This window comes from Nitrosospira multiformis (assembly GCF_900110185.1).
Classification (GTDB): Bacteria; Pseudomonadota; Gammaproteobacteria; order Burkholderiales; family Nitrosomonadaceae; genus Nitrosospira; species Nitrosospira multiformis_A.
In genome coordinates, this window is record NZ_FOCT01000001.1 from 95,257 (window position 1) to 107,552 (window position 12,296).

9 protein-coding genes are annotated in these 12,296 nt (G+C 55.5%); 7 read left to right on the plus strand and 2 right to left on the minus strand.

Features of this window, described 5'->3' with window-relative positions; all coding sequences use genetic code 11:
* The first annotated feature begins 8 nt into the window (after positions 1 to 8).
* Positions 9 to 1,901 carry a malto-oligosyltrehalose trehalohydrolase gene (gene treZ, locus BMY01_RS00475; protein ID WP_254772541.1) on the plus strand — a complete coding sequence of 631 codons (1,893 nt, stop codon included), beginning with the start codon at positions 9 to 11 and terminating at the stop codon, positions 1,899 to 1,901.
* A gap of 36 nt (positions 1,902 to 1,937) precedes the next feature.
* The gene (locus BMY01_RS00480; RefSeq protein WP_074743648.1) at positions 1,938 to 7,130 is read left to right on the plus strand and encodes a malto-oligosyltrehalose synthase; all 5,193 of its coding nucleotides are present in this window, start codon (positions 1,938 to 1,940) and stop codon (positions 7,128 to 7,130) included.
* A gap of 41 nt (positions 7,131 to 7,171) precedes the next feature.
* On the opposite strand, the gene glgX is transcribed toward BMY01_RS00480, so the two are convergent.
* Complete coding sequence (gene glgX, locus BMY01_RS00485) at positions 7,172 to 9,277, minus strand: glycogen debranching protein GlgX (RefSeq protein WP_074743649.1); 2,106 nt, start codon at positions 9,275 to 9,277, stop codon at positions 7,172 to 7,174.
* An 85-nt stretch (positions 9,278 to 9,362) separates the two neighbouring features.
* Here glgX and BMY01_RS00490 point away from each other — a divergent pair, with 85 nt between their 5' ends.
* The 5 genes from BMY01_RS00490 (at position 9,363) to BMY01_RS18550 (ending at position 11,191) form a co-directional block, all read left to right on the plus strand.
* Entirely contained in the window at positions 9,363 to 9,713 is a 351-nt protein-coding gene (locus BMY01_RS00490; RefSeq protein WP_074743650.1) for a hypothetical protein, read from the plus strand.
* A gap of 62 nt (positions 9,714 to 9,775) precedes the next feature.
* The gene (locus BMY01_RS18535) at positions 9,776 to 10,000 is read left to right on the plus strand and encodes a GDCCVxC domain-containing (seleno)protein (protein WP_074743651.1); all 225 of its coding nucleotides are present in this window, start codon (positions 9,776 to 9,778) and stop codon (positions 9,998 to 10,000) included.
* Positions 10,001 to 10,181: 181 nt separating this feature from the next.
* Positions 10,182 to 10,604 (plus strand): Rossmann-fold NAD(P)-binding domain-containing protein, encoded by a 423-nt coding sequence (locus BMY01_RS18540; protein WP_302848406.1) that lies wholly within the window; start codon positions 10,182 to 10,184, stop codon positions 10,602 to 10,604.
* A gap of 1 nt (position 10,605) precedes the next feature.
* Positions 10,606 to 10,728: an NAD(P)-dependent oxidoreductase gene (locus BMY01_RS18545; protein WP_302848407.1), complete on the plus strand. Its 123-nt coding sequence runs from the start codon at positions 10,606 to 10,608 to the stop codon at positions 10,726 to 10,728.
* Between the two features lies 1 nt (position 10,729).
* Positions 10,730 to 11,191, plus strand: coding sequence for an NAD(P)-dependent oxidoreductase (locus BMY01_RS18550; RefSeq protein WP_302848409.1), 462 nt, complete (start codon positions 10,730 to 10,732; stop codon positions 11,189 to 11,191).
* Here BMY01_RS18550 and ahr read toward each other — a convergent pair whose 3' ends face one another.
* Positions 11,192 to 12,232 carry an NADPH-dependent aldehyde reductase Ahr gene (ahr, locus tag BMY01_RS00505; protein WP_074743652.1) on the minus strand — a complete coding sequence of 347 codons (1,041 nt, stop codon included), beginning with the start codon at positions 12,230 to 12,232 and terminating at the stop codon, positions 11,192 to 11,194. It lies immediately after the preceding gene.
* Positions 12,233 to 12,296 lie beyond the last annotated feature (64 nt).

Sequence of the window (12,296 nt, forward strand, 5' to 3'; positions counted from 1 at the left end):
GGAAAGGCGTGCTGACACGATTTCATGACATGCCTTATGGCGCGCAAGTCACGGACCACGGAGTGCGCTTCCGTCTTTGGGCGCCTGGGTGCAAACAGGTGGGATTGTGCCTTGCAGACAGACGGACGAATGAGCAGCACGAACGGGTACTCCCCATGACTCCTCGCGCAGGAGGATGGTTCGAGTCGACTGTAGCGGAAGCGGGGGCGGGAATGCGCTACGGGTTCGACGTGAACGGTGTCCGCGTTCCCGATCCCGCCTCGCGCTTCAATCCGGATGATGTGCATGGTTTAAGTGAGGTGATCGATCCTTCGGCCTTCGCCTGGCGGGACGGCAAATGGTGTGGACGGCCCTGGGAAGAAGCCGTCATCTATGAGCTGCATGTAGGCACGTTCTCCCCCGAGGGAACCTTCAGCGGCGTATCCCAGAGACTGGACTATCTGGTCGAACTCGGCGTGACCGCCATCGAGCTCATGCCGGTTGCCGATTTTCCGGGCTCGCGAAACTGGGGCTATGATGGGGTCCTGCTTTACGCGCCCGATAGCTGTTACGGACGTCCGGAGGATCTCAAGGAACTGGTTCAGGCCGCGCATGAACGGGGACTGATGATTCTGCTCGATGTCGTCTACAATCACTTCGGGCCGGAAGGAAACTATCTTCACCTTTATGCAAAGGAATTCTTTACCGAGCGCCATCACACTCCATGGGGCGCGGCAATAAATTTCGCTGGCCCCGCAAGCCGGCAGGTACGCGAGTTCTTCATCCACAACGCGTTGTATTGGCTGCAAGAGTATCATTTCGACGGCCTGCGGCTCGATGCAGTCCATGCGATCATCGACCATTCCAGTCCGCACATCCTTGTCGAGCTGGCGGAGCGTGTACGTGCCGAGGTCGATGCAGAGCGCCACGTGCATCTGATCCTGGAAAACGATGCCAACAATGCCCGTTACCTGACAAACGGCTGGTACAACGCACAGTGGAACGATGATATTCACCACGCTCTGCATGTGCTTTCTACACAGGAGAGCGATGGATACTACGTTGATTATGCCGACAATCCGGTACGTCACCTTGGACGTTGCTTGGCGGAAGGGTTTGCCTATCAGGGAGAGATATCCGTTTATCGCGATGATGCGAAGCGTGGAGAGGCAAGCATTTATCTGCGGCCCCAGGCTTTCGTTTCCTTTCTGCAATCCCACGATCAGGCAGGCAATCGTGCACTTGGCGAGCGTATTAGCCATATTGGCGAGGAAGCGTTGACACGTGCGGCGGCAGCCATCTATTTGCTGGCTCCCGGCATTCCCATGCTGTTCATGGGCGAGGAATTTGCCGCAAAATCGCCTTTCCTGTTTTTCTGCGACTTCGGAGGGGATCTGCGCGAAGCTGTGACACAGGGCCGACGCAGAGAATTCGCCCGCTTCGCGCATTTTGGGCAAGGCATGACCGAGACAGCGATACCGGACCCGAATGCTGTTCAGACTTTTCTTGTCTCGAAAATCGACTGGGGTTTACTCAGGGATGAAACCCACCTTGCCTCGCTGGAGTATTACCGCAACCTGATGAAACTTCGCACCGAAATTATCGTGCCGCGCCTTCGCGGAATGAAGGGTAATTCGGCACATTTTGAGGTATTCGCGCCCCAGTGCCTGTGGGTCTGCTGGCAATTGGGCGACGGTTCCACCTTGCGGCTATTGGCGAATTTTTCCGATGCGAACGCGGCGGCTCCCGAGTTCGCCGGGCAGATCGTGTTTGCCTCGCCCGGTGCAATACCCACATCTTCCCGAACAACCAAAAGTATCCTGGCGAAAAGTATTCTGGCGCCCCGTTCGGTAGTCTGGATGCTTGAACCGGCTGCCGATAAAAGTAAAAGCAGTTTACCTGGTAACAATCGCCGAAGCTGAAATGAAGGGAAAGCAAGGGAATATCGAGGGAGAAGCATGAGCAATCCGCTTGACCAGCTGTGCGAATTATATGGCGTGCTACCCTGCTACAGCGATATCTGGGGAAATACCCGCCACACTTCGGAGGACGCAAAGCGTGCTCTACTCGGGGCAATGGGGGTTGCAGCGGCCACGGAAGAGGAAATTTCAGCGTCCCTCCACACTTTTATAAGGCGCAAATGGGAGCATGTGTTGCCGCCCGTACAAGTGGTGCGGGAGTGGATGCGGCCCTATCGCATTGCAGTCGCGCTCCCGGCCGCCGAGGGCAAGGGAGCCCACCGCTGGCGCTTGTACAGGGAATCCGGGGCCGAAGATCACGATGAATTTATTCCTGACGGCTTGGAGGAAGTCGAGCGTTATCGCTTCCCCGCTCCCGGGGGTTTCGGCAGTTTCGATGATTCCGGCGATCAGGAATTCGTGCGGCGAATTCTGGTGCTGGATCTCCCTGTGGAACCAGGGTACCACCGGCTTTCCATCGAAAAGAGCGATGGCCTCGCTCTGGCTGAAATGCCGTTTATCGTGGCCCCTGCCATTTGTTATTGGCCACCAGGTATCGAAGGTGAAAGGCGGGTGTGGGGTCCCGCCCTCCAGTTATATGGTATTCGTTCCCAGCGCAATTATGGCATCGGGGATTTCAGCGATCTTCGGCGCCTGGTCGAATTCTATGCTAGCGCGGGGGGAAGCACGCTCCTGCTCAACCCGCTTCATGCGTTATTTCCCGATGCTCCGGAACACACCAGTCCCTACAGCCCCTCCAGCCGCACCTGGTTCAACCCGCTTTATCTGGATGTGGAAGCCATACCCGAGTTTGCGGGATGCGAGGAAGCGCGTTCGATAGTGCTCGCGCCGGAATTCCAGGCGCGGCTGCGCGCGCTTCGTGCTACCGAACAGGTGGATTACAGAGGGGTTGCGGAGGCAAAATCAGAGGTCCTCGTCTGCCTGTACCGGTATTTCCGTAATACCCATCTGCCGCGGAATACCGGTCGTACCCGTGCTTTTCGTGCTTTCCAGGCCGAGCACGGCGAGATTCTTCGCAAGCAGGCACTGTTCGAGGCGCTTCAGGAATATTTTCGGGCAGAGGATAGCTCTATATGGGGGTGGCGCGTGTGGCCCGAAGCATACCGTGATCCCGCAGCTCCGGAGGTGGCTGCATTCTGCGAAGCTCATCTCGATCGCGTGGAATATTTCGAATACCTGCAGTGGCAGGTTTCCCTGCAACTGGGATCAGTCGGCACACGCTCATGGGAAGTGGGCCTCAACATTGGTCTAATGTTCGATCTGGCGATCGGCGTAGCGGAAGGTGGGGGCGCAACGTGGTCTCGTCGTGAACTCTACGCACTTGAAGCCAGTGCAGGGGCGCCGCCCGATGACTTCAACCGTCTGGGGCAGAACTGGGGCTTGCCGCCCTGGATTCCTCATCAGCTCACTGCATCCGCTTATGCGCCTTTCATTGAGGTGCTGCGCGCCAACATGCGGGACAGCGGCTCTCTGCGCATAGATCACGTAATGGGCCTGCGCCGCCTGTTCTGGGTAGTGCGCGGGCTACCCGCAACAGAGGGGGCGTACATACGCTATCCCTTTGAAGATATGCTGAGCATACTGGCGCTGGAGAGTCAGCGCAACCGCTGCCTGGTGATAGGTGAAGATTTGGGGACAGTGCCGCCGGAAGTACGCGAAGCCTTGCATCCCGCAAACGTGATGTCCACACGATTATTATATTTCGAGCGGGTCGACGGCGGGCGATTGAAGCCCCCGCAGGCGTACCCTGCAAATGCCGTAGTGGCGGTAACAACCCACGATCTTCCGACCCTGGCGGGATTCTGGCAAGGGCTCGATATTGATTTGCGCGACCGCCACAACCTGTTTCCCGAGGATGAGATGCGGAACAGGCAAATCGTGGAGCGCGCGGCAGACCGTGCACAGCTCCTGGTGGCATTGGAGGGTGAAGGCGTATTGCCGTCGAGAGGCGGGCTTCATCAGGTCGGCTTCCCGGAAATGACGGCGGAACTCGCGGCAGCAGTGTACACCTATCTGGCCCGTGCACCGTCGAAACTTCTGCTGCTGCAACTCGAAGATGGCTTCGGGGTACTTGAGCAACCGAATCTGCCCGGTGCGACAGGAGACACTTACCCATCCTGGCGTCTGAAACTGCCCCTCAATCTGGAGGAGTGGCAGGGAAGCGCCTGGCTGCAGGGGATAATGCTGGCATTGCGCCGGGAGCGTCCCTTATTGCAAGCGTCCACCTCCTCGGAGGGTGAGGTCATGCAGGATGTACAAGTGCAGATTCCACGGGCAACTTACCGCTTGCAATTGAATCGGGACTTCAATCTGAGGCAGGCAACGGAACTGATACCGTACCTGGATGAGCTGGGTATCAGTCATTGCTATCTTTCACCCCTCCTCAAGGCGCGCCCTGACAGCGTCCATGGCTATGATGTAACCGACCATGGCAGGCTCAATCCGGAGATCACGAGTGCTCGGGACTTCGAACGGTTTGCTGCTGCCTTGAAACGTCATGGAATGAGCCAGATCATGGATGTGGTGCCCAATCATATGTGCATCACTGGCGCTGATAACGAATGGTGGCTGGATGTCCTGGAAAATGGTCCGGCGTCCCGCTTTGCCAGCTATTTTGACATTGACTGGTATGTGATGGGAGAGCACCTGCCGGGCCAGGTGCTGCTGCCTGTTCTGGGCGATCACTATGGCACGATTCTGGAGAACGGCGAGCTCAAACTCGCGTTCGACATCGAACAAGGTTCCTTCAGTGTTTTTTATCATGAGCACCGGTTTCCTGTAGACCCGCGCGAATATCCCCGTATTCTTGGGCACGATCTGAGACGTCTCGAGATGCGACTGGGAGAGCAACATCCGGAGTTTCTGGAACTCCAGTCCCTGATTACGGCATTAACCCATTTGCCGCTGCGAGAGCGCATTTCCCCCGATGCGGTCGCCGAGCGGGTGCGCGATAAGGAGATACACAAGCGCCATCTGGCTTCACTGTACGTGAAGAGCGCTGACATTGCCCAGTTCGTCCAGGAAAATATCACTCTATTCAACGGTGACGCACCGGAGCAACCCAGGAATTTTGATCTGCTACATGAACTGGTGGCCGTCCAGGCCTATCGCTTGGCTTTTTGGCGCGCTGCAGCGGATGAGATCAATTACCGCCGCTTCTTCGATATCAATGATCTGGCGGCCCTGCGCATGGACAACCCGGAGGTATTCGAAAGCACGCACCGCTTGGTTCGTGAACTGATCGCGCGCGGCTATGTAAGTGGATTACGCATCGATCATCCGGATGGTTTATACGCGCCCCAGGAATACTTCGAGCGCTTGCAGGCGATGGCCGCTACAGCATTGTTTCCGGGAACGATGAAGGAGGGCGCCAAGTCGCTCTACATCGTGGCGGAAAAAATACTTGCATCACATGAACGTCTTCCGAAGACTTGGTCCATTCACGGCACTACGGGATACGACTTTGCCGCGGTTTGCACCGGTCTTTTTGTCGACACCCGCGCTGCCGGGGAGCTTACCCGTATCTATGAGCGTTTTATTCGAACACGTCTGGATCTCGATGCAATGATACGGGCGAACAAGCATCTGATCATGGACCGTGCGCTGGCAGGCGAGCTTCAGGTGCTGGCCATACAGTTGGCACGTATCGCCAAGGGTGACCGCCGTACGTGCGATTTCACCTTCAACAGTCAGCACAGCGCACTTGCCCAGGTTGTCGCCAACTTTCCTGTCTATCGTACTTATGTATCCGATTGCGAAAGTTCTCCTGATGATGTCCGCTATGTCGATTGGGCGGTGGAGGTAGCCAAGAAGCGCAGTCAGGCGGTTGATACCACCATCTTCGATTTCGTGCGGGATGTATTGCTGGGACGGCAGGCCAAAGGTCAAGGCGAAGCATACAGGAAGGCCATATGTACCTTTGCCATGAAGTTCCAGCAGTACACCAGCCCGGTAATGGCCAAAGCGATGGAGGATACGACCTTCTATCAGTACAACCGGCTGGTATCGCTCAACGAGGTCGGCAACGAGCCGCAGCGGTTCGGGGTGTCCCTCGCAGCCTTTCACCGGGAGAATCAGGAGCGAGCGAGCCATTGGCCGCATGCCATGCTGTCCACTTCAAGTCACGACAGCAAGCGGTCGGAAGATGTACGCGCGCGCATAAGCGTTCTCTCCGAAATACCCGATCAGTGGGCACGGGCTCTTAAACGGTGGAACAGGCTCAATCGCAGCAGCCGCCGGGAACTGGACAACACTTATGCGCCGAGCCGGAATGACGAGTATCTGCTATACCAGATATTGCTGGGCATATGGCCTTTCGACACACCGCATGGCGAGGAATTGGCAGCGCTGTCCGACCGCGTAGTTGCCTATATGCGCAAGGCCGCGCGAGAAGCGAAGGTGAGCAGTTCCTGGATTAACCCTGATAGCGAATATGAGGCAGCAGTGCAGGACTTCGTGCATGCACTTCTCTCCGAGCAGCCCAACAATCTGTTCCTGCGCGACTTTCTGCCTTTCCAGCAGCGGGTTGCATGGACGGGCGCCTTCAACAGCTTGTCACAAGTGTTACTCAAACTTACGTCCCCGGGAGTACCGGACATCTACCAAGGCAATGAAACCTGGGATTTCAGCCTCGTGGATCCGGACAACAGGCGTCCTGTCGACTATACGGCTCGCCGCAGGTCCTTGCAGGCCATCCGTTCGATGCATGCTGAAGAAGGCCCTGGCGCATGCGCCCAGCATCTGATGGAGAACCTGCGGGACGGGCGCATCAAGCTCTATCTGACCTGGAAAGCGCTCACGTTCCGCCGCGAGCACGAACAGCTTTTCCGCGAGGGCGACTACCTGCCGCTAAAAGCGCATGGGGACTGTAGCGAGCACGTATGCGTGTTTGCACGGCGTCGGGAAAATGAAATTATTGTCGTTGCCGTACCACGATTGCTCGGTAAGCTCATCGGAGAACAACACAGGTTCCCAGTCGGCAAATCCATCTGGACGGACACCTGGGTGGAACTGCCTTCAGACGAGTTGCGCGAGAAGTGGATCAATGTATTGACTGGCGAGATCCTTGCCGCGCAGAGGACGGAGGAGGCGTGCAGGAGGGTTGGGCTGGCTCACCTTTTCGGGACGTTTCCTTATGCGTTGCTCTCCCCTTTCGAGCAGTCAACGGGATGAAGCGGGGATATTTGCAGAGACTCATCGTGGATGGGAGAATTTCACGCCAGCCGCTGCAAAAGCACCAGTGACCGGGGTGCGACTGACAAAGCGGATCCAGCTTCGAGCCCGGGCTTATCTGCTGCGTTCTCTACCCAACCCTCGTTGGTGTCGAGTATTTTCAACCAGCGTAGCCCCCAATGGTTCGGGGGCAGAACGAAATCGATCGCCTCGAAATGCGCGTTGAAAATCAGGTAGAAGCTGTCATCCTTCACCGGCTCCCCTCGAGCATTGGGATTCGGGAAACTATCTCCGTTGAGAAAAATTCCCAGGCTTTGAATTCCCCCATCTCCCCATAATTCCTCGCTCGCCTGTTCTCCCATGTAATTGAACCACGCAATATCGTCTTGGCCCCCACCGTGGATGGGTTGTCCCTGAAACCACCGTCGCCGGCGGAAGACCGGGTGATCATGGCGGAAGCGAGCGAGGCGTTTGGTGAATTCCTGTAAACCGGTATCCACCTTCCCCCAATCCACCCAGGAAATTTCGTTGTCCTGGCAGTACGCATTATTGTTTCCCTGCTGGGTGCGCCCCAATTCATCCCCTGCGAGCAACATGGGCACACCCTGTGACAATATCAGGGTGGCCAGGAAATTGCGTTGCTGCCGGGCGCGAAGCGTAAGCACTTCCGTGTCATCCGTAGGCCCCTCGACACCGCAATTCCAGGAACGGTTGTCGTCTGTGCCATCCCTGTTATCCTCGCCGTTGGAGAGGTTGTGTTTTTCGTTGTAAGACACCAGATCACGCAGCGTGAAACCGTCGTGCGAGGTGACAAAATTGATGCTTGCAAAAGGATGACGCGAATTCCCCTCGTAAAGGTCTGAGCTTCCGGTAAAGCGGTAAGCGAATTCACTTAAAGTGGGTTCCTGAGTGCGCCAGAAATTGCGAATACAATCCCGGTACTTGCCGTTCCATTCAGACCAGCCTGACGGGAATTTCCCCACCTGGTAACCGCCTTCCCCCAGGTCCCAGGGTTCCGCGATCAGCTTGACCTGATTTGTAACAGGATCCTGCTGGATGATGTTGAAAAATGCATTCAGCATTTGCACTTCATGCAGTTCGCGCGCGAGCGCAGATGCAAGATCGAAGCGGAAGCCATCGACGTGCATTTCTAGCACCCAATAGCGAAGCGAATCCATGATCAGTTGCAGCACATGCGGCTGCCTCATATTGAGGCAGTTGCCTGTGCCTGTGTAATCCCTGTAGTAACGCCGATCCTCCATAAGCTGGTAATAATAGGCGTTGTCGATTCCCTTCAGGCATAACACCGGCCCGAGATCGTTGCCTTCTGCAGTATGGTTGTACACCACATCGAGGATAACCTCTATGTCGGCTTGATGCAGAGCCTTGACCATTTGCTTGAATTCGGCGCTCGCGGCCCCCGGACGCTTGTCCGCGGCGTAGGCGCTATGGGGAGCAAAATAGGCAATGGAGTTATAACCCCAGTAGTTGCACAAACCCTGATCCAGAAGATGTTTGTCCTGCACAAAGTAGTGCACTGGCAGCAGCTCGACAGCAGTGACCCCAAGCTGTTTCAGATACTCGATGGAGGCGGAGTGTGCGAGACCCGCGTAAGTCCCCCGTAGTTCAGGGGGTATGTCCGGATGTTGTGCCGTGAAGCCCTTGACATGCAACTCATAAATGACTGTTTCGTGCCAGGGGCGCTGGAGTTGACGATCGCCGGACCAATCGAAAAACGGTTGATGAACGATGCTGCGGGGCATGAAAGGCGCGCTATCCTTGTCATTCCGTGCATTGCGGTCATCGAAGAGATAGGGGAATACAGCTTCATCCCAGGTAATATCCCCATCGATCCCTTTTGCATACGGATCGAGCAGCAGCTTCGCGGGATTACAGCGATTGCCTTGCTCCGGGGCCCACGGCCCATGCACCCGAAAACCATAACGCTGTCCAGGCTCTACGCCAGGCAGGTAGCCATGCCAGCAGTATCCTGTCACCTCGGGCAAATTCACCCTGGTTTCACGACCGGCTTCATCGAACAGGCACAGTTCGATGCGTTCCGCCGCCTCGGAAAACAGGGAGAAATTGGTTCCCGCTCCATCGTATGTCGCACCAAGGGGATAGGGTGTGCCTGGCCAGATTTTCATTCGGAGACTTGCGTCAAAGTTGCGGAATACTGCTATAACTTACAGTGCTATATTATCTTAGGACCACCCAACAGAGAGATGGCAAATGAAAATTCGCTTATTTTTTGTAATTCTAACAGCCCTGGCTTTCATATCCTGCGCTCACATCGATCCCCATCCCATGGATATGACAAGCGCTATTCGGAACGCAAAAACCAGTAAAGATCATTATGCCCTGGCTCGACACTATCAGGCTGCAGCGGAAGCCATGCAGGCGAGGGCAGATGAGCAGAAAAGGTGTCTGACCGAATATCGGAAGCACGGATATTACTATGGGAGGAAAACCATTGATGTGAAAGAGCATGCCCAGGCACTCGCTCATATCTATGAGGAAGCTGCGGAGGAAAACAGGAGGATGGCAGAGTCTCACCGTCAGATGGCGGAGGAAGCGAAGTAGTAGAAGCAGCAGTAAACTTGAGGGCATGATGCCACAATTTTTTACCACTCCCGGGAATTCTTTTGACGAATAATACACCTCTTCTGGAATCGGAACTGACGTGTCCTTACTGTAAGTACATCAAGCGAGAGATCATGCCAGTTGACGCCTGCCAGTTTTATTATGAATGCGAAGACTGCAAGGTACTGTTGCGACCTCGTCCGGGTGATTGCTGTGTCTTTTGTTCCTTCGGATCCATTAAATGCCCTCCGGTTCAGATGCAGGCGTGCTGTTCATCCTCCCCTTAGCTTGTTGAAGAGCTTGTCCCGAGCCTGTCGAAGGGTGAGCCCGCCGCTATTATCGGTAAAATCGGTAAAGTTTTTTCAGATAATGCCTGGAAGAGGCTAAGCTGATGGTGCATACGATTTGGAAAAGAGCTCCAAATCGGATTTCAACAGCCCGAGGAAGGGACAAGCAGGCAGGAAACCAATGAAAGTTGCCGTTTGCAGCGCTCAATCCTACGACCGCCAATTTTTACTGGCTGCCAATCGTGATGCTCATCATGAACTGGTATTTTTCGAGTCGCACCTCTCAGAAGAAACGCGGCGGATGGTGGCAGGTTTCCCCGGCGTGTGCGTATTCGTCAACGACACATTGGAAAACAGAGTGCTGGAAACGCTGGCGGCGGAGGGTACCCGTCTCATCGCCCTGCGCTGCGCGGGCTTCAACAACGTCGATATTCAGTCAGCAAGCCTACTGGGAATTCGTGTGGTGCGAGTACTCGCCTATTCGCCGCATTCAGTCGCAGAGCATACGGTCGCGCTGATGCTGACCCTCAATCGCCGTCTTCATCAAGCCTATAATCGCGTCCGCAATGGGAACTTCACCTTGCAGGGACTGCTTGGGCTTTGAAATGCGCAATAAAACTGTTGGTATTATCGGTACCGGGCGTATTGGGACTGCGGTGGCGCAGATACTGGGCGGCTTCGGTTGCCGCTTGCTGGCTTACGACCTGCAGCCGAATTCCATGCATTGAACTGGGGGTCGAATATATTCCGCTGGAGACGCTCTATGGAGAGAGCGACATTATCACGCTGCATTGTCCGCTCAATCCACAAACGCATCGGTTGATCGATGAGGCCGCAGTCGAGCGAATGAAACAGGGTGTGATGCTCATCAACACCAGCCGTGGAGCTGTCATCGACACACGAGCAGTGATTGTCGGATTGAAATCCTCGAAAATCGGATATCTGGGGCTGGATGTGTATGAGCAGGAAGGTGACTTGTTCTTTCAGGATTTAACCGGCCACGTGATACAGGATGATCTGTTCGTACGTCTGCTCACGTTCCCGAACGTGTTGATAACGGGACATCAGGGATTCTTTACCGCTGAAGCGCTATCAAGCATCGCGCAGACCACGCTGCGTAACATTACGGAATTTGAGCGCGATGGATCGTGTCCGAATGAAGTGACGGTTGAATTGCTGCAAAGCGGCTGATCATGCATTCGCACTTCCTGGCTGCTCCTGATTAAAATTCGCATCCAGGACTATGCGGTAGCGCGCCTCTCCAGCAGCAAGATGAGCAATCGCTTCATTGACCCTGCTCATGGGAAAACGCTCCACCTGAGGCTGAATGCCGTGACGGGCGGCAAAATCCAGCATATCCGATATTATCGCAGGCCCACCGGTCGGTGACCCTGAAACGTTCTTGTGTCCGCTCAGAAGCTCGAAAGCGGGGATGGGCAGGGGTTCGAGTACTGCGCCAACGAGATGCATGCGTCCTTTCGGTTTCAGCGTCTGGAGCAGCAATGCCCAGTCAAGCGGAACATTGACGGTCACCAGCAGAAAGTCGAGCGAGCGTGCTGCCGAGCGAATTTCGCCGCTCTTACGGCTGGAGAGAACATGATGGGCGCCGAGGGTACGCATTTCTTCCGCCTTTGAGGGATTGGAAGAGAAGGCCGTAACTTCGCAACCCCAGGCATTCGCAAATTGCAGGGCCAGATGACCGAGGCCGCCAATGCCGACGACACCTACATGATCGGTTGGTTTTACATAGGCCGCAAGGGGCGCAAATACAGTAATCCCTCCGCAGAGTAACGGGCCTGCGGAGGAACTTTCAAGCTTCTCAGGTATGGGAATCGCCCACGCCCAGTGCGCTCGCACTTTGTCGGCAAAGCCCCCATAATGCCCGATGATTGTCGCGGTGGCTTTTGCACAAAGGTTGTGATCGCCGGTCATGCATTCGTGGCAGTGCATGCAGCTGCCGGCATTCCAGCCAACGCCTACCCGCTGTCCGATTTGCAATCCCTTTGCCTGTTCTCCCATCGCGACAATGCGACCGATGGCTTCGTGTCCGGGAATAACGGGATATTGTGTGATACCCCAGTCGTTATTCAATATTGAAAGATCGGAATGACAAAGACCGCAATGCTCCACCGCAATTTCCACTTCCTCCGGCGCGAGAGGTCCGGCGTTATAAATGAAGGGTTCAAGTTTCTGCTTGGGGGCGTGCGCGGCGAATCCGAGAATCTTCGTCATGTTTCTTCCCTTTCTTTTTTGGTGAGCTGCGTTTTGGTGAGCTGCGGCGTGATCCCATGGAATT